The organism is Rhizobium sp. BK538 (assembly GCF_014197575.1).
Taxonomy (GTDB): Bacteria; Pseudomonadota; Alphaproteobacteria; order Rhizobiales; family Rhizobiaceae; genus Rhizobium.
Window position 1 is genome coordinate 14,291 of the sequence record NZ_JACIFT010000016.1, and the last position, 16,904, is coordinate 31,194.

General features: G+C 59.8%; 17 protein-coding genes. 14 read left to right on the plus strand and 3 right to left on the minus strand.

Features of this window, described 5'->3' with window-relative positions:
* Positions 1 to 13: 13 nt before the first annotated feature.
* The 6 genes from FHX09_RS20085 to coaA are packed head-to-tail and all read left to right on the plus strand — an operon-like array spanning position 14 to position 4,036.
* Positions 14 to 499 carry a DUF2628 domain-containing protein gene (locus FHX09_RS20085; protein WP_007797993.1) on the plus strand — a complete coding sequence of 162 codons (486 nt, stop codon included), beginning with the start codon at positions 14 to 16 and terminating at the stop codon, positions 497 to 499.
* The gene (gene hisH / locus FHX09_RS20090) at positions 499 to 1,149 is read left to right on the plus strand and encodes an imidazole glycerol phosphate synthase subunit HisH (protein WP_184450542.1); all 651 of its coding nucleotides are present in this window, start codon (positions 499 to 501) and stop codon (positions 1,147 to 1,149) included. The genes FHX09_RS20085 and hisH overlap by 1 nt, the downstream gene beginning before the upstream one ends.
* Before the next feature lie 27 nt (positions 1,150 to 1,176).
* Complete coding sequence (gene hisA, locus FHX09_RS20095) at positions 1,177 to 1,926, plus strand: 1-(5-phosphoribosyl)-5-[(5-phosphoribosylamino)methylideneamino]imidazole-4-carboxamide isomerase (protein ID WP_184450543.1); 750 nt, start codon at positions 1,177 to 1,179, stop codon at positions 1,924 to 1,926.
* Positions 1,923 to 2,705, plus strand: coding sequence for an imidazole glycerol phosphate synthase subunit HisF (gene hisF, locus FHX09_RS20100; RefSeq protein ID WP_132592320.1), 783 nt, complete (start codon positions 1,923 to 1,925; stop codon positions 2,703 to 2,705). The genes hisA and hisF overlap by 4 nt, the downstream gene beginning before the upstream one ends.
* A gap of 15 nt (positions 2,706 to 2,720) precedes the next feature.
* Entirely contained in the window at positions 2,721 to 3,044 is a 324-nt protein-coding gene (locus FHX09_RS20105; RefSeq protein WP_132592322.1) for a phosphoribosyl-ATP diphosphatase, read from the plus strand.
* Entirely contained in the window at positions 3,041 to 4,036 is a 996-nt protein-coding gene (gene coaA / locus FHX09_RS20110; RefSeq protein ID WP_007798008.1) for a type I pantothenate kinase, read from the plus strand. The genes FHX09_RS20105 and coaA overlap by 4 nt, the downstream gene beginning before the upstream one ends.
* Here coaA and FHX09_RS20115 read toward each other — a convergent pair.
* The 3 genes from FHX09_RS20115 to FHX09_RS20125 form a co-directional block, all read right to left on the minus strand.
* Positions 4,033 to 4,644, minus strand: coding sequence for an alpha-ketoglutarate-dependent dioxygenase AlkB (locus FHX09_RS20115; protein ID WP_132592324.1), 612 nt, complete (start codon positions 4,642 to 4,644; stop codon positions 4,033 to 4,035). The genes coaA and FHX09_RS20115 overlap by 4 nt on opposite strands.
* A 1-nt stretch (position 4,645) precedes the next feature.
* Positions 4,646 to 5,080, minus strand: a complete 435-nt coding sequence (gene arfB, locus FHX09_RS20120; protein WP_007798015.1) for an alternative ribosome rescue aminoacyl-tRNA hydrolase ArfB — start codon at positions 5,078 to 5,080, stop codon at positions 4,646 to 4,648.
* Positions 5,081 to 5,176: 96 nt separating this feature from the next.
* Positions 5,177 to 6,787, minus strand: a complete 1,611-nt coding sequence (locus tag FHX09_RS20125) for a phosphoenolpyruvate carboxykinase (protein ID WP_183719733.1) — start codon at positions 6,785 to 6,787, stop codon at positions 5,177 to 5,179.
* A 341-nt stretch (positions 6,788 to 7,128) separates the two neighbouring features.
* Between FHX09_RS20125 and FHX09_RS20130 the strand changes: the two genes are divergently transcribed.
* The 8 genes from FHX09_RS20130 (at position 7,129) to tsaE (ending at position 16,893) form a co-directional block, all read left to right on the plus strand.
* Positions 7,129 to 7,860 carry a response regulator transcription factor gene (locus tag FHX09_RS20130; RefSeq protein ID WP_193385410.1) on the plus strand — a complete coding sequence of 244 codons (732 nt, stop codon included), beginning with the start codon at positions 7,129 to 7,131 and terminating at the stop codon, positions 7,858 to 7,860.
* Between the two features lie 106 nt (positions 7,861 to 7,966).
* Positions 7,967 to 9,730, plus strand: coding sequence for a sensor histidine kinase (locus tag FHX09_RS20135; RefSeq protein WP_245505513.1), 1,764 nt, complete (start codon positions 7,967 to 7,969; stop codon positions 9,728 to 9,730).
* Positions 9,727 to 10,179 carry a serine/threonine protein kinase gene (locus tag FHX09_RS20140; RefSeq protein ID WP_132592330.1) on the plus strand — a complete coding sequence of 151 codons (453 nt, stop codon included), beginning with the start codon at positions 9,727 to 9,729 and terminating at the stop codon, positions 10,177 to 10,179. The genes FHX09_RS20135 and FHX09_RS20140 overlap by 4 nt, the downstream gene beginning before the upstream one ends.
* 153 nt (positions 10,180 to 10,332) lie before the next feature.
* On the plus strand, positions 10,333 to 10,734 hold the full coding sequence (locus FHX09_RS20145; RefSeq protein ID WP_007528763.1) for a PTS sugar transporter subunit IIA: 402 nt from the start codon (positions 10,333 to 10,335) through the stop codon (positions 10,732 to 10,734).
* Between the two features lie 16 nt (positions 10,735 to 10,750).
* A complete protein-coding gene (locus FHX09_RS20150) occupies positions 10,751 to 11,026 on the plus strand; it encodes an HPr family phosphocarrier protein (protein ID WP_007798031.1) in 276 nt (91 codons plus the stop codon).
* Positions 11,027 to 11,192: 166 nt separating this feature from the next.
* Positions 11,193 to 12,593 (plus strand): adenosylhomocysteinase, encoded by a 1,401-nt coding sequence (gene ahcY / locus FHX09_RS20155; protein WP_132592332.1) that lies wholly within the window; start codon positions 11,193 to 11,195, stop codon positions 12,591 to 12,593.
* Positions 12,594 to 12,796: 203 nt separating this feature from the next.
* Positions 12,797 to 15,379 carry a PAS domain-containing sensor histidine kinase gene (locus FHX09_RS20160; RefSeq protein ID WP_184450544.1) on the plus strand — a complete coding sequence of 861 codons (2,583 nt, stop codon included), beginning with the start codon at positions 12,797 to 12,799 and terminating at the stop codon, positions 15,377 to 15,379.
* A complete protein-coding gene (gene tsaE / locus FHX09_RS20165; RefSeq protein WP_132592336.1) occupies positions 15,379 to 16,893 on the plus strand; it encodes a tRNA (adenosine(37)-N6)-threonylcarbamoyltransferase complex ATPase subunit type 1 TsaE in 1,515 nt (504 codons plus the stop codon). The genes FHX09_RS20160 and tsaE overlap by 1 nt, the downstream gene beginning before the upstream one ends.
* Positions 16,894 to 16,904 lie beyond the last annotated feature (11 nt).

Consider the following 16,904-nt stretch of genomic DNA (forward strand, 5'->3'; position numbering starts at 1 on the left):
GGAGCTTGACGATATGACTTCCAGCTACCTGGTGCTGACCGCGCCCGGCGGAACGGACACCAACCACGAGAAGACGCGCTTCATCCGCGACGGGTTCACCGTGCTCGGGTTTCTCTTCCCTTGGATATGGCTGGCCTTCCACCGGCTCTGGCTTTACGCCATCGCGGCATTTCTCCTGCAGAGCCTCGGCGGTGCTCTGGCAGACCGCGCAGACCTCTGGCCAGTCGGCGTCGCCATCACCTTCGGCACCAGTCTGCTGGTCGCGCTCGAGGGCCAGAACCTTCGTGTACGCAATCTGGTCGCGAAGGGCTGGAACGAAGCCGACCTGGTTTCGGCCGACTCGCTGCGGACCGCGGAAGAGATCTACTTTTCGAATGTTCCGACCGACACCGGCGACAGCCGCGCGGCGCCCTCGCCGCAATGGGATCCCACATCCCATGCCCCGCGACACGGCAACGCCACCTCGCTCGGTCTCTTTGGTTTTGATGGAGGACGCTGATGCGCGTCGCAATTATAGATTACGGTTCCGGCAATCTGCGTTCGGCGACAAAGGCCTTCGAACGAGCCGCGCGGGAAGCTGGCATCGATGCTGTGATCGATCTGACCGACAGGGCCGAGGCCGTAGCGGCCGCCGATCGCGTGGTGCTGCCGGGTGTCGGCGCCTATGCCGACTGCCGGCGCGGGCTCGATGCCGTTTCCGGTATGTCGGAAGCACTGATCGATGCGGTCGAGAAGAAGGCCCGGCCGTTTCTTGGCATTTGTGTCGGCATGCAGCTGATGTCGTCGCGCGGTCTTGAGAAGACTGTCACTGATGGTTTCGACTGGATTCCCGGTGACGTCGTTGAAATGACGCCTGCGGACGCCAATCTGAAGATTCCGCAAATCGGCTGGAATACGCTGGATCTGAAATCCCCTCACCCGCTGTTCGACACCATTCCGACCGGGCCGGATGGGCTGCATGCCTATTTTGTGCATTCGTATCATCTGGCGGCGAAGAACCCCGGCGACGTAATTGCGACGGCCGATTACGGCGGACCGATCACTGCTTTCGTCGGCCGCGACAACCTAGCGGGAGCCCAGTTCCATCCCGAAAAGAGCCAGAAGCTCGGCCTCGCCCTGATTGCCAATTTCCTGCGCTGGAAGCCTTAAGGCTCGCACACTGCAAGGACAGACAGAATGATCCTATTTCCTGCAATCGACCTCAAAGACGGTCAGTGCGTTCGCCTCAAACTCGGCGATATGGACCAAGCGACCGTCTATAATCCCGACCCTGGTGCCCAGGCGAAGGCGTTTGAAGATCAGGGATTCGAGTGGCTGCATGTCGTTGATTTGAATGGCGCTTTTGCCGGTGAAAGCGTCAATGGCGCGGCAGTCGATGCGATCCTGAAGGCAACGAAGAACCCCGTCCAGCTCGGCGGTGGCATCCGCACGCTCGACCATATCGACAACTGGCTGTCGCGTGGCCTCGCCCGCGTCATTCTCGGCACCATCGCCGTTCGCGATCCGGCACTGGTGATCGAAGCCTGCAAGAAGTTTCCCGGCCGCGTTGCCGTCGGCATCGATGCCAAGCGCGGCAAAGTTGCCGTTGAGGGTTGGGCCGAAGCATCCGAGCTCGGCGTCATCGAGCTGGCGAAGAAATTCGAAGGTGCCGGCGTTGCCGCGATCATTTATACCGACATCGATCGCGATGGCATCCTCGCCGGCATCAATTGGGCGTCGACGCTCGAACTTGCCGAAGCCGTATCGATCCCGGTGATCGCGTCCGGCGGCCTCGCTTCGATCGAGGACGTGAAGCGGATGCTCGAGCCCGACGCACGCAAGCTCGAAGGTGCGATCTCCGGCCGCGCGCTGTATGATGGACGTATCGATCCGAACGAGGCGCTGGCGCTGATTTCGACCGCACGCGCAAAGGAGCTTGCTCAATGACCCTGAAGGCCCGTGTCATTCCGTGCCTCGACGTCAAGGACGGCCGCGTCGTCAAGGGTGTCAACTTCGTCAATCTGGTAGATGCCGGAGATCCGGTCGAGGCCGCCAAGGCTTATGATGCTGCCGGCGCCGACGAGCTCTGCTTCCTCGACATCACCGCTTCTTCGGACAATCGCGAAACGATCTTCGACGTCGTGGCTCGTACCGCCGAGCAGTGCTTCATGCCTGTCACCGTCGGCGGCGGCGTTCGCACCATCGCTGACATTCGCAAGCTGCTGCTTTGCGGCGCGGACAAGGTTTCGATCAATTCGGCCGCCGTCAACAATCCGGATTTCGTTGCGGAAGCGGCGGATAAGTTCGGCGACCAGTGCATCGTCGTTTCGATTGATGCAAAGCGACGGACTACGCCGGCGCAAGGCGATGTCAGCGCCTGGGAGATCTATACGCATGGCGGCCGCAATGCGACCGGCATCGACGCCGTGGATTTCGCTCGGAAAATGGTCGAGCGTGGGGCCGGTGAACTGCTTGTTACCTCGATGGACCGCGACGGAACGAAGGTCGGCTACGATCTCGAGCTGACGCGGGCCATTGCGGATTCGGTTCGGGTGCCGGTTATCGCCTCGGGCGGCGTCGGCGACCTCGACGATCTCGTGGCGGGCGTCAAGCAAGGACATGCCAACGCCGTTCTGGCCGCATCGATCTTCCACTTCGGCACCTATTCCGTCGGCGAAGCGAAGCGCTATATGTCGTCCTGCGGCATCGACATGCGTCTGGACTGAGTGGAAAGCGGAATCATGAGTGAATTTACCCTCGCCGACCTGGAAAAGATTGTCGATGCACGATCCAAGGCCTCGCCGGAGGAATCCTGGACGGCAAAGCTTGTTTCCGCCGGTCAGGCGAAAGCTGCCAAGAAACTCGGCGAGGAGGCAATCGAGGCCGTGATGGCGGCGATCGCCGATGACCGCGAGAACCTCACCTATGAAGCCGCCGACCTGCTCTATCACCTATTGGTCGTATTGAAGGTGGCGGGCATTCCGTTGCAAACTGTCATGGCGGAGCTTGAGCGCCGTACCGCTCAATCCGGCCTGAAGGAAAAGGCGAGCCGGCAAAGTTCATGAGTATCGCTAGACAGCTCATCGGAGCGCCCGAGACGCTCGATCATTTTCAGGCGAATGCCTATTCGCCCTACCACTTCTTTTCCTCCGAGGAATGGGCGCGCTTCCGTGCGGATACGCCGCTGACCCTGAAAGGGGACGAGGTCAAGCGGCTGCGCTCCATGGGCGACCCGATCGACCTTGATGAAGTGCGGCGGATCTATCTGTCGCTTTCGCGCCTTCTCTCTGCCCATGTGGAATCGTCGCAGTTGCTTTTTGAGCAGCGCAACCGCTTCCTCAGTCTCTCTGACGTCGCGAAGACGCCGTTCGTGATCGGCATCGCGGGTTCGGTGGCCGTCGGCAAATCGACAACTGCCCGTATCCTGAAGGAACTGCTGACGCGCTGGCCATCCAGCCCGAAGGTGGATCTCGTGACCACCGACGGCTTCCTGCACCCGAACGCCGTGCTGCAGCGTGAAAACCTGATGCAGCGCAAGGGCTTTCCCGAGAGCTATGATACCGGCGCGATCTTGCGCTTCCTGGCCGCGATCAAGGCCGGACAGCCGAACGTCAAAGCGCCATCCTATTCGCATCTGGTCTATGACGTCCTTCCGAACGAATACAAGATCGTCGACCGGCCGGACATCCTGATCTTCGAGGGCATCAACGTCCTGCAATCGCGCGACCTGCCGGCCGGCGGCAAGATCGTGCCCATGGTCTCCGACTTCTTCGACTTTTCCATCTACATCGATGCGGACGAAAGCCGGATTCACGACTGGTACGTGACGCGCTTCATGCGGCTGCGTGAAACGGCGTTTCGCGATCCCCACTCCTTCTTCCATCGCTATGCTTCGATCAGCGAGAAGGAGGCGCTGACGATCGCCGAAGGCCTCTGGGAAAACATCAACCTGAAGAACCTGCGGGAAAACATCCTGCCGACGCGTCCGCGCGCCGACCTGATCCTGCGCAAGGGCAACAATCACCTGATCGAACAGGTGGCCCTGAGGAAACTCTAAGGCGTTACCCGGCGAAGTGTGAGATTAATCCGGCCACCGTTTTTCAGCAGCGTCGATGTCGATGGATAGACCTTGTCGACACCGTGGAAACAAAGGCGCCCTTCCGCGCCCAAGACCACGACATCGCCGCTTGAAAGTTTGAAGGAAAGGGTACGGTCGTTGCGCGCTAGACCACCGACGCGAAAGAGGCAGCTATTACCGAGCGATATCGACACCACCGGTGCTGCGAGATCCTGTTCGTCCTTGTCCTGATGCAGGCCCATGCGCGCCTCGTCGGAATAGAAGTTGATGAGGCAGGCCTGCGGAGGCTTGTCGCAGCCGGAGACGTCGTTCCAGATTTCCAGCAACTCCGTGGGCATATCCGGCCAGGGCTTGCCCGTAACGGGATGAGTTGACTGGTAGCGATAGCCGCGCTCCTTGTCCGTGACCCAGCCGAGCGGCCCACAATTCGTCATACGCACCGACATCGGCTTGCCGGTACCGGGCATGACGGGCACGAAAAGCGGTGCGTCCGCCACGATCGACCGGATGATATCGACCAATCCCTGCTGCCGCGGTCGGTCCAGGCAGTCCGGAAGGTGACTGACGCCGTTCGGCAGCTTCAGCATATCAATCTCCGAGCGGGCGCCCACGCATCTTCTTCACCTCGGCGCGGCCCGACTTCTCCTTCAGCCGGCGTTCGATCGATCCTTTTGTCGGCTTGGTTTTCTTACGGGGCGGCGGCGGCGGTTTTGCCGCCTCGAGAATCAGCTCCTTCAGCCGCTCACGCGCGTCTTCGCGGTTGCGATCCTGGCTTCGGAAGCGGCTTGCCTCGATCATCAGCACACCTTCTTTCGACAGGCGCTTGCCAGCAAGCTTCACGGCATTCACCTTCACGCGCTCATTCAGGGAGGGTGAGTTGGGAATGTTGAAGAACAGCTGGACTGATGTCGAGACCTTGTTGACGTTCTGTCCGCCGGGGCCACCCGCCAGGACGAACTGCTCCGTCAACTCCCATCCGGCGATGGTGATTCGATCGTTGATATAAAGCGGGTCGCTGGCCATGCGATTTCTATCTCACATCGGCCGGCGCTTGGGAACAGACAAAGAAACCCGGCGAACGCCGCCGAGTTTCACGTGAATCATCAATGTTTTGGCGCGTCATTCAGCCGCGGCGCGAAACCCCGGGGCCGCATCGCGCACCCCGCCATCGACGTGGCCTTCGAACTTGGCGAAGTTCTCGATGAACATCGTCACGAGCTTGCCGGCCTGTGCGTCATAGGCGATCGGATCCTGCCACGTGGAACGCGGATCGAGGATGGCAGTCTCGACGCCCGGCACCGCGACGGGAACCGCGAAGCCGAAATTCGGATCAACGCGGAAGTCCGCCTTGCCGAGTTCGCCCGAGAGCGCTGCGCCAAGCAGCGTGCGCGTTGCCTTGATCGGCATGCGCTTTCCGGTGCCGTAAGCGCCGCCGGTCCAGCCGGTGTTGACCAGCCAGCATTCGACCCCGTGGCGGCCGATGAGATCCTTCAGGAGATTGCCGTATTCCGACGGATGGCGTGGCATGAACGGCGCACCGAAGCAGGTCGAGAAGGTCGCTTCCGGCTCGGTCACGCCCCGCTCGGTGCCGGCCACCTTGGCGGTGTAGCCCGACAGGAAGTGGTACATGGCCTGATCTGGCGTCAATTTGGCGATCGGCGGCATGACGCCGAAGGCATCGGCAGTCAGCATGATGATCGTCTTCGGGTGACCGGCAAGACCTGTCTTCGAGGCGTTCGGAATGAAATCCAGCGGGTAGGCACAGCGCGTGTTTTCCGTCAGCGAGCCATCGTTGAAATCAGGTTCGCGCTGATCGTTCAGAACGACGTTCTCGAGAACGGTGCCGAAACGCTGCGTCGTTGCATAGATTTCCGGTTCCGCTTCCGCCGACAGACGGATGGTCTTGGCGTAGCAGCCACCCTCGAAATTGAAGATGCCGTCCTCGCCCCAGCCATGCTCGTCGTCACCGATCAGCGTGCGAGCTGGATCGGCCGAGAGCGTCGTCTTGCCGGTGCCCGAGAGGCCGAAGAAGACCGCGGCATCGTCAGCCGGGCCAACATTGGCCGAGCAGTGCATCGGCATCACCCCCCTTGCCGGGAGCAGATAGTTCAGCACGGTGAAAACCGACTTCTTCATCTCGCCGGCATAGAAGGTGCCGGCGATCAGCACTTCGCCATTCGTCAGGTCGCAAGCGATGACGGTTTCCGTGCGGCAGCCATAGCGCTCGGGGTCGGCCTTGAAGGTCGGCAGGTTGATGATCGTCAGCTTCGGAGCGAAAGATTTGAGGGTCGAGCGCTCCGGGCGGATCAGCAGGTTACGAATGAACAGCGAATGCCAGGCCAACTCGGTGACGACACGCGTCGGCAGCGCATTCTTCTCATCGGCACCGCCGATGAGATCCTGAACGAACAGATCCTTGCCGGCGGCGTGCGCGAGCATGTCCTGCTTCAGGAGCGCGAAGTTCTCCGGCGACATCGGCTTGTTGTTGTCCCACCAGATCTGACCGTCGGTGTTGGCATCACGAACGACGAACTTGTCCCTCGGCGAGCGGCCGGTGTGCTGACCCGTCAACGCGCGCAACGCACCATGCGCGGTGAGTTCAGCCTCACCCCGGCGAATCGATTCTTCATAGAGGGAGGCGGCCGTAAAGTTATAGCGAGCGCTGTTTGCACTCCCCAAACCGATCGTCGCCAGCTCTATCGCCGGGTTGTGGACTCCGAACAGCTCCATGGTCTTTCCCTTCCCTTGAGGCTCGTGCCGTTAAGAACTGAGGCTGACCGTACGGGCGGCTTTTTTAAAACGCAATAGCAGAAAATCAATAAAACGTAGTAATATCAAACTATTAATCGATTTAAATTTTCCTGTGATATTTTAAATCGTTTGAATCAGAAATGGCTGGATTAAATGGCGACACCACTTTTGGTTGCCTTCAAAACTTTACAGCAATCTCACCCTTTATCTTTGCCACAATTTGTTCCACCTTTATCCCCATAAGCGCATCCGGTTCACAAAGGCCGCCTGGGGACCTTCTAAATACCTGGAGACGCGCATAGATGACGGAGACGAATACCATGCCGACAATCGCGCTCGTTGACGACGACCGCAATATCCTCACCTCGGTATCGATCGCACTCGAGGCCGAAGGATACAAGGTCGAGACCTATACCGATGGCGCCTCCGCCCTCGACGGTCTCCTCGCCCGCCCGCCGCATCTTGCCATCTTCGACATCAAGATGCCTCGCATGGACGGCATGGAACTCCTGCGCCGCCTGCGACAGAAATCCGACATGCCGGTTATCTTCCTCACCTCCAAGGATGAGGAAATCGATGAGCTGTTTGGCCTGAAGATGGGCGCCGACGACTTTATTACCAAGCCGTTCTCGCAGCGTCTTCTGGTCGAGCGTGTGCGCGCCGTCCTGCGCCGCGCATCGAGCCGCGAGGCTGCCGCCGCGGCCGGCGGTGCTGCTCCAAAACCGGGCACCGCACAGCAGCTTGCCCGCTCGCTGGAGCGCGGCCAACTGGTTATGGACCAGGAACGCCACACCTGCACATGGAAAGGTGAGCCGGTGACGCTGACGGTGACCGAATTCCTCATTCTGCATTCGCTGGCCCAGCGTCCGGGCGTCGTCAAAAGCCGTGACGCATTGATGGATGCGGCTTATGACGAGCAGGTCTATGTCGACGATCGCACCATCGACAGCCACATCAAGCGGCTCCGCAAGAAATTCAAGATGGTCGATACCGACTTTGATATGATTGAAACGCTCTACGGAGTGGGGTACCGCTTCCGCGAAGCAGCCTGACGCCGAAGCGGCGCGGCATCTGAGAATTGTCGAGAGCTGGTGATCGCGAAAGCGGCCCGCTCTCCGAAAGGGCCTGTCGTTGGCACAGTTGGTGCAGGAAAGGGATCTGGATGAGGCGGAAGGCGTAAGCAGTCGCCGCGTCAGGGGACGACGCTGGTCACATCCCTTCACGATCATCCGCCGCATCTTCGGCAATGCCGTCTTTTCCAGCCTGACACGCCGCATCCTCTTCTTCAATCTCGCGGCGCTTGTCGTCCTGGTCGGCGGCATTCTCTACCTCAATCAGTTCCGCGAAGGGCTGATCGACGCCCGCGTCGAAAGCCTTCTGACGCAGGGCGAAATCATCGCGGGCGCCGTCTCGGCTTCCGCTTCGGTCGACACGAACTCGATCACGATCGACCCGGAAAAGCTGCTCGAACTGCAGGCTGGCCAGAGCATTACCCCGGTGCCGAACGACGAGGACCTCGAGTTCCCGATCGACCCGGAAAAGGTCGCGCCGGTCTTGCGCCGCTTGATTTCACCGACGAGAACCCGTGCGCGCATTTTCGATGCCGACGCCAACCTGCTGCTCGACTCTCGCCACCTCTATTCGCGCGGCCAGGTCCTGCGTTTTGATCTGCCGCCGGTGGATGACGAGGAGCAGACCTGGAGCCAGTGGTTCACGACGATCTTCAACAAGGTTCTGCAGCCTGGAAACCTGCCGCTGTACAAGGAAGCGCCGGGCGGTGATGGCTCCATCTATCCCGAGGTGATGAACGCGCTGACCGGCGTGCGCGGCGCCGTGGTTCGCACCACGGAGAAAGGCGAGCTGATCGTTTCGGTCGCCGTTCCGATCCAGCGCTTCCGCGCTGTTCTCGGTGTGCTGCTGTTGTCCACGCAAGCAGGCGATATCGACAATATCGTCCACGCCGAGCGCCTCGGCATCATGCGCGTGTTCGGGGTCGCGACGCTTGTCAACGTTCTGCTGTCTCTTGTTCTCTCCTCGACAATCGCCAACCCACTGCGGCGTCTATCCGCCGCCGCCATCCGTGTTCGCCGCGGCGCAAAGGAACGCGAGGAAATTCCGGACTTTTCCGCACGTCAGGACGAGATCGGCAACCTCTCAATTGCGCTGCGCGAGATGACAACAGCTCTCTACGACCGTATCGACGCGATCGAAAGCTTTGCGGCCGACGTCAGCCACGAACTGAAAAACCCGCTGACGTCGCTCCGCAGCGCCGTCGAGACACTCCCACTCGCCAAAACGGACGATTCCAAGAAACGGCTGCTTGACGTCATCCAACATGACGTTCGCCGCCTCGACCGCCTGATCAGCGATATTTCCGACGCCTCCCGTCTCGATGCCGAGTTGGCGCGGGTCGATGCAGGTTCGGTCGATCTGGAAATCCTGCTTCGCGACCTCATCGACGTGTCTCGGCAAATTCGCAGTCGCAAGAAAGAAGTGCAGATTGAGTTCGCCATCGAGCGCAAGCCGGGCGTCAAGACGCGCTTCGTGGTGAACGGCCACGACCTGCGCATCGGCCAGATCGTTACCAACCTGATTGAGAACGCGCGCTCCTTCGTGCCGGAGCATGACGGCAGGATTACCGTGCGGCTGGTCAGAACGCGCTCTCGCTGCATCGTTTACGTCGAGGATAACGGGCCGGGCATTCAGGCCGAAAACATCGATCGTATTTTCGAGCGCTTCTATACCGATAGGCCGGAATCTGAGGGCTTCGGGCAGAATTCTGGCCTCGGCCTGTCAATCAGCCGCCAGATCGCCGAGGCACATGGCGGTTCGCTGCGCGCGGAGAACATTATCGATCCCGAGAGCGAAAAGCTGCTCGGAGCGCGCTTCATCCTCGCCCTTCCCGCCAATACCACCGCATGACGGACACCCCTTCGAACATCCACGCAACCGCTATCGTCGTCGGCAGCACCGGTCTTCTTTTCATGGGCCCTTCGGGATGGGGAAAGTCGATGCTCGCCTTTGCTTGCATCAACGAAGCGCAGCGCATGGGCATGTCGGCGATACTCGTTGCCGACGACCAAGTGCTGATCTCAAAACAGGATGGAACGGTGATTGCGACGTGCCCTGCCACGATTGCCGGTTTGATCGAATTGCGCGGCACCGGCATCGTCCGACTGCCGCACACGGAAAGCGCGGTGATGCACTATGCTGTTCTTCCAGGAAGCGTGTCCGGAGAAAAACGGTTGCCGCCTGTAGGTGAGCGGACGACTATTGCCGACGGCATAGATCTGCCAGTCATTCGGTTGCTGGCTAATACTCCCTTGCCGCTGGCGGTATTGATGGCAAAAGCGCCCGATATAGGAGAGTAATGCCTGCGGAATCGGCAAATCCGGCCTATAAAGTCGTATTTTTGTCTTGCGCTTCGGCTTTTCATCGCCAAGATGTGCCCCCACGGTGGACGCGATTGCTGCATTGCGATATTGGGCCCACCGTTTGCATATGCCATTAGGAGCAGTAGTATCATGATCGGACTTGTGCTTGTCACTCATGGCAAGCTGGCTGAAGAGTTTCGTCATGCGGTCGAACACGTCGTCGGTCCTCAGAAATTCATCGAAACGGTCTGTATCGGTCCCGAAGACGACATGGACCAGAGGCGACAAGATATCCTGGAAGCAGTGTCCCGTGCCGATGACGGCCATGGAGTCGTCATCCTGACTGACATGTTCGGTGGTACCCCCTCCAACCTGGCAATATCCGTTATGAGCAGTGGCCACACGGAAGTCATCGCCGGCATGAATCTGCCGATGCTGATCAAGCTTGCCGGCGTACGCGGCGAGAACAACATGGAAAAGGCACTCGTCGAAGCCTCCGAAGCCGGACGGAAATACATCAACGTCGCGAGCCGCGTCCTCAGTGGCAAATAGTGAGCACACCGCGCCCATGACGGCACTCTCCCGAGAAATTCTGATCATCAACAAGCGCGGACTGCACGCACGCGCTTCGGCAAAGTTCGTTCAGCTGGTGGAGAATTTCGATGCCGCCATCACTGTGTCGAAAGACGGAATGACGGTCGGCGGAACGTCGATCATGGGATTGATGATGCTGGCGGCAAGCCCCGGTTCCAGCGTCCTTGTTTCCGCCAGCGGTAACCAGGCAGCACAGGCGCTCGACGCGCTCGACGAGCTGATCCAGAACCGGTTCGGCGAGGAAATGTGAGCCCCTCGCGGCTCATATAAACATATAAAGACTTCTTTATATCATTATTGCCTTCGCCATAGAAGCCTGCTAAACGGCCACCATAGCTGCGCATGCCGCGTGGACGCTATCTGGCGCATGCACGTGCGCTTTCGAATTTGAGCCGCTTTTCAGCCTGGAGAACCCAATGAGCACTGAAAAAGATTATGTCGTCGCCGACATCGGCCTCGCGGACTTCGGCCGCAAGGAAATCACGATCGCAGAAACCGAGATGCCGGGCCTGATGTCCTGCCGTGCCGAATTCGGCGAAGCAAAGCCGCTCACGGGCGCGCGCATCACCGGTTCGCTGCACATGACGATTCAGACGGCTGTTCTCATCGAAACGCTCGTCGCACTCGGTGCCGAAGTCCGCTGGGCCTCGTGCAACATCTTCTCGACGCAGGATCATGCCGCAGCCGCAATTGCTGCTGCCGGCGTTCCGGTTTTCGCCATCAAGGGCGAGTCGTTGGAAGACTACTGGGTTTACACCGACAAGATCTTCCAGTGGGCTGACGGTGGCCTTTCCAACATGATCCTTGATGATGGCGGCGACGCCACGATGTACATCCTGCTCGGTGCACGAGCTGAAGCCGGCGAGGACGTGCTGTCAAACCCGCATTCCGAAGAGGAAGAAATCCTCTTCGCACAGATCAAGAAGCGTCTGGCCGCATCGCCGGGCTGGTTCACAAAGCAGCGCGACGCCATCAAGGGCGTGACTGAAGAGACCACGACAGGCGTCAACCGCCTCTACCAGCTCAGCCAGAAGGGCCTCCTGCCCTTCCCAGCGATCAACGTCAACGATTCCGTCACCAAGTCGAAGTTCGACAACAAGTACGGCTGCAAGGAATCGCTGGTCGACGGCATCCGCCGTGGTACCGACGTGATGATGGCCGGCAAGGTCGCTGTTGTCTGCGGATATGGCGACGTTGGCAAGGGCTCGGCCGCTTCGCTTCAGGGTGCCGGCGCCCGCGTCAAGGTCACGGAAGTCGATCCGATCTGCGCGCTCCAGGCAGCCATGGACGGTTTCGAAGTCGTCACGCTTGAAGACGTCGTGTCGTCGGCGGACATCTTCATCACCACAACAGGCAACAAGGATGTCATCCGCATCGACCATATGCGTCAGATGAAGGACATGGCGATCGTCGGCAACATCGGCCACTTCGACAATGAAATCGAAGTTGCGGCGCTGCGTAACCTGAAGTGGACCAACATCAAGCCGCAGGTCGACCTGATCGAATTCCCGAAGGGCAATCGCATCATCCTTCTTTCCGAAGGCCGCCTGCTCAACCTCGGCAATGCCACGGGTCATCCGTCCTTCGTCATGTCGGCTTCGTTCACCAACCAGACGCTGGCGCAGATCGAGCTGTTTACCAAGCCCGGGCAGTACCAGAACCAGGTCTACATCCTGCCGAAGCACCTCGACGAAAAGGTTGCACGCCTGCATCTCGACAAGCTCGGCGTGAAGCTGACGCAGCTTTCTGCAGAACAGGCGGCCTATATCGGCGTCACGCCGCAAGGTCCGTTCAAGGCCGACCACTACAGATACTAACCGTCAGATTGATATCCACAACATCTAGGGGGCGTCGCATTGACAAATGCGGCGCCCTTATTTTTTGACACACACCTTCCCGCCGATTCCCTTCCGAAGTATTGTTTTAACACTCGATTCGTGGCCACGGACGTGTCCGTTTGCTTCGAAAATGGGATGTCTTGTCGTGATGCGGCACATTAAAGGACGGAGACATACCGCGCATGTCGGAAATGATGCACAGCCTGGTCGAACAGGCGGAGAACGGCGCTCACGCTGGCTCCTGCCCGCTCTATTCAGGTGAACGGAAACCTGTCGACAGTTCAAAGACCGTCGCCGAGAAGCCAGGAATATTGGCTCGTGTGGCGCGGATTTTTGCCGCTGGCACCGCAATCGCATCGATTGCGCCACCGGTTTTCGCGCAGGTCGAGGCCGAGGCTATCGCATCCGCGCATCTCTTCACCTCGTCGCAGGTTGTCGGCCTCTCCGTCGTCATCGGCGTAATCTCCGCCGCGCTGCTTTCAACTCTCTGGGTTGTACGCCAGCGCGGCAACCTCGAAAGCGAAAGCCGTGAAATCCGCTCCGCCCTCTCGGACGCGCAACAGCGGATCTCGCAGTACCAGGCGCTGATTGCCGACAAGAATCGCCGGATTGTAATCTGGAATGGCAATGAGCGTCCTGAGCTTATCGGTCAGCTTCCAGCTGAAACCGGGGCACCGCAGGACGGCGAATTCCTTGCTTTCGGCCTGTGGCTCAAGTCCCACTCTGCATCCGAGCTCGAGCACGCGATCGACGGCCTGCGCGGGTCAGCCCACAGCTTCGACATGGTCGTTGAAACCCACCGCGAGGAAATCCTTGAAGCGCAAGGCCGGGTTTCCGGCGGTCGGGCATTCGTCCGGTTTGTCGCACTGAACAATCTTCGTGCCGAACTTGCCGAGCTCAAGATCGAACGGGACAGGCTGTTGTCGTCGATCTCAGCGTTCCAGGGCATGCTCGATGCAATCGATCTGCCGGCATGGCAGCGTGATACCGAAGGGCGGCTGACCTGGGTCAATCACGCCTATGGCGAAGCCGTCGAGGCCCCGACACCGGAGCAGGCGGTCAGTGAAGGACGCGAGTTCCTGACCACGGTTGCCCGCGAGCGCATCCGCGCCACGGCGACGACCGAATCGCCATTCCACGACAAGATCTCGACCGTCGTGCGTGGCAACCGCACCTTCTTCGACGTTGTCGATGTGAAAGTCCCAAGCGGCTCCGCCGGCATAGCCGTCGACGTTTCCGGCATCGAAGCTGTTCGCGCCGAATTGGAGCGGACGCTGAAAAGCCACGCCGAAACACTCGATCATCTCGCAACGCCGGTGGCGATCTTCGATGGCGAACGTCGGCTACAGTTCTACAACCAGGCTTTCGTCTCCCTCTGGGAGCTGGACATCGCCTTCCTCGAGAGGCGCCCCGACAATGCGGAACTGCTGGAGCGCCTGCGTGCGGCCAAGAAGCTGCCAGACCAACTGAACTGGAAATCCTGGAAGGAAGCAGCGCTTTCGGTCTACCGGGCGCTCGATACTCAGTCAGACCTCTGGCACTTGCCGAACGGCCAGACACTGCGGGTCTTTGCGACAGCGCATCCGCAGGGCGGCGCCACTTGGGTGTTCGAGAACCTAACCGAACAGGTCGACCTCGAGACACGCTACAATACGCTGCTCAAGGTTCAAGGCGAGACGATCGACCATCTCTCGGAAGGTGTTGCTGTCTTTGGGCCGGACGGGCGCATTCGCCTCTCAAACCCCGCATTCCGCGCACTCTGGGGAATCACTGAGGCCGAGGCAAAACCCAGCACGCATATCCGCGCCCTTGGCGAGGCATGCTCTCAGTCCTATGATCGTCCTGACGGATGGAAGACCTTTGCAGAGCTGATCACCAGCTTCGACGACGAGCGCCGCTCCAGCCAGGGAACGCTCGAGCTGTTCTCAGGTCTCGTGCTCGACTACGCCGTCATTCCGTTGCCGAATGCACAGACGATGCTGACTTTCGTCAACATGACCGACAGCGTCCGAGCCGAGCGCGCCCTGACGGAAAAGAACGAAGCGCTGCGCAAGGCGGACGAGCTCAAAAACGACTTCGTCCAGCATGTTTCCTATGAGCTGCGCTCGCCACTGACCAACATCATCGGCTTCACCGATCTGCTGCGCACGCCGGGACTCGGACCGCTGAACGACCGGCAGGCGGAATACATCGATCACATCTCCACCTCCTCTTCAGTCCTGCTGACGTTGGTCAACGACATCCTCGATCTTGCCACGGTCGACGCGGGGATCATGCGGCTCAATTACTCGCCGATCGATCTCGGAGATCTGCTCGACGACGTATCGATGCAGATCGCCGACAGGCTTCAGGAAAGCGGCGTGACGCTCGAGATTACCGCTCCAGCACATCTGGGATCGCTCGTTGCCGATCCGCAGAGACTGAAGCAGATCCTTGTGAAGCTGCTTTCCAACGCATCCAACTTCTCTCCAGAAGGCTCGTCGATTTCGCTCGAGTGCAGACGCGAGGGGACGGATTTTGTCTTCTCCGTACGCGATCGCGGCCCCGGCATTTCGCAGGACATGATCGCCAACGTGTTCGACCGGTTCTCGACTGGCGCAAAGAGCGGCAAGAGAGGTGGCGCCGGGCTCGGACTGTCGATCGTCGACAGCTTCGTCAGTCTTCACCATGGGACGGTCACCATTGACAGCCAGCCGGGCAAGGGCACGATCGTGACCTGCCGGATTCCTTCGGTCGATCTCCCGACATCCGTCGCAGCCGAATAATGGCGCGTACTCCTGTCATTTCTCTCTTCCTGAAGGATGAAGCGGAAACAATCCGCTTTGGGGAGGATTTGGCGCTGGCGTTGAAGCTGGGAGACTGCCTTGCCCTTTCGGGCGACCTTGGCGCTGGGAAATCCTCACTTGCCCGTGCGTTCCTTCGCGCGATGGCGGCTGACGACGACCTTGAGGTGCCAAGCCCCACCTTCACCCTAGTGCAGGCCTATGACCTGCGCATACCCGTCGCGCATTTCGATCTCTACCGTCTCAGCGATCCGGCCGAACTGACAGAACTCGGCTTCGATGAAGCACTCCACGACGGCATCTGTCTGGTGGAGTGGCCTGAGATGGCGAGCGACGAGCTGCCGGCAGACCGGATCGCACTGAAGCTGGAGCACGAGGGCCAAGGGCGTCGTGTGACCATTGCAGCACCGGAAAAGCAGACCGCGCGAATCCGTCGGGTCCTTGCCATACGTGATTTCCTTGTTGACGCGGGATATCCCGGCGCGAAGCGTCGTTTTCTGACAGGCGACGCCTCTCTTCGAGCCTACGAGGCCGTCTATACCGACGATGGGACGCGAAGTATCCTGATGGACTGGCCACCGCTTCCGGAAGGACCGCCGGTCTTGGACGGCAAGCCATATCCGAAAGTCGCGCATATCGCGGAAAATGCCTATCCCTTTGTCGCCATTGCGAATGTGCTGCGACAAGAGGGCTTTGCCGCACCCGAGGTCTACCGGGTCGACTACGACCAAGGCATTCTGCTTCTGGAGGACCTCGGCACCGGCGGTGTTCTGGATACGCAAGGCCAGCCCATCGGCGATCGCTACCGGGCAAGCGTCGCTTGCCTAGCGCATCTCCATTCGCTGACAATCCCACAGGACATCCGCGTCACGGATAGCCATGTCCACCACATCCCGGACTTCGACCGAACGGCGATGAAGATGGAAGTGCGCCTCGTTCTCGACTGGCATCTCCCGTGGCGGCGCGGGGGCACTGCTGCCAGCGATGCAGAGCGCAACGAATACCTCGCCATCTGGGACGGGCTCATCGACGAATTGGAGACCTCCGAAAAGGGGCTTCTCCTTCGTGATTTTCACTCGCCGAATATCATCTGGCGAGAGAACGAGACGGGCATTGCGCGCGTCGGATTGATCGACTTCCAAGATGCGATGATCGGCCCCACGGCTTACGATCTCGCTTCGATCGCACAAGACGCGCGCGTCACAATCGCGCCCGATCTGTTCCAGCAGTTGATGGATGACTACCTAGCGCTGCGCAGAGCACAGGGGAGATTCGACGAGGCCCGCTTCCTGAAGAGTTGGGCAATCATGTCGACGCAACGCAACTGCAAGCTTGCCGGCCTCTGGGTTCGCTTGATGCAGAGGGACGGAAAGCCCGGCTACATGAAGCATCTGCCGCGCACGCTCTCCTATCTTTCGGTAGCGTTGAAACACGAAACGCTTGCCCCCTTGCGCGACTGGTTCGTAAGGGCTGGAATAGTGCCAGACGAATCATAATTTCTCGGATC

What these genes read in the sequence shown, in the direction of transcription:
- FHX09_RS20085 (WP_007797993.1), top strand. Translation starts at nt 14, where the DNA reads ATGACTTCCAGCTACCTGGTGCTGACCGCGCCCGGCGGAACGGACACC.
- hisH (WP_184450542.1), top strand. Translation starts at nt 499, where the DNA reads ATGCGCGTCGCAATTATAGATTACGGTTCCGGCAATCTGCGTTCGGCG.
- hisA (WP_184450543.1), top strand. Translation starts at nt 1,177, where the DNA reads ATGATCCTATTTCCTGCAATCGACCTCAAAGACGGTCAGTGCGTTCGC.
- hisF (WP_132592320.1), top strand. Translation starts at nt 1,923, where the DNA reads ATGACCCTGAAGGCCCGTGTCATTCCGTGCCTCGACGTCAAGGACGGC.
- FHX09_RS20105 (WP_132592322.1), top strand. Translation starts at nt 2,721, where the DNA reads ATGAGTGAATTTACCCTCGCCGACCTGGAAAAGATTGTCGATGCACGA.
- coaA (WP_007798008.1), top strand. Translation starts at nt 3,041, where the DNA reads ATGAGTATCGCTAGACAGCTCATCGGAGCGCCCGAGACGCTCGATCAT.
- FHX09_RS20115 (WP_132592324.1), bottom strand. Translation starts at nt 4,644, where the DNA reads ATGCTGAAGCTGCCGAACGGCGTCAGTCACCTTCCGGACTGCCTGGAC.
- arfB (WP_007798015.1), bottom strand. Translation starts at nt 5,080, where the DNA reads ATGGCCAGCGACCCGCTTTATATCAACGATCGAATCACCATCGCCGGA.
- FHX09_RS20125 (WP_183719733.1), bottom strand. Translation starts at nt 6,787, where the DNA reads ATGGAGCTGTTCGGAGTCCACAACCCGGCGATAGAGCTGGCGACGATC.
- FHX09_RS20130 (WP_193385410.1), top strand. Translation starts at nt 7,129, where the DNA reads ATGCCGACAATCGCGCTCGTTGACGACGACCGCAATATCCTCACCTCG.
- FHX09_RS20140 (WP_132592330.1), top strand. Translation starts at nt 9,727, where the DNA reads ATGACGGACACCCCTTCGAACATCCACGCAACCGCTATCGTCGTCGGC.
- FHX09_RS20145 (WP_007528763.1), top strand. Translation starts at nt 10,333, where the DNA reads ATGATCGGACTTGTGCTTGTCACTCATGGCAAGCTGGCTGAAGAGTTT.
- FHX09_RS20150 (WP_007798031.1), top strand. Translation starts at nt 10,751, where the DNA reads ATGACGGCACTCTCCCGAGAAATTCTGATCATCAACAAGCGCGGACTG.
- ahcY (WP_132592332.1), top strand. Translation starts at nt 11,193, where the DNA reads ATGAGCACTGAAAAAGATTATGTCGTCGCCGACATCGGCCTCGCGGAC.
- FHX09_RS20160 (WP_184450544.1), top strand. Translation starts at nt 12,797, where the DNA reads ATGTCGGAAATGATGCACAGCCTGGTCGAACAGGCGGAGAACGGCGCT.
- tsaE (WP_132592336.1), top strand. Translation starts at nt 15,379, where the DNA reads ATGGCGCGTACTCCTGTCATTTCTCTCTTCCTGAAGGATGAAGCGGAA.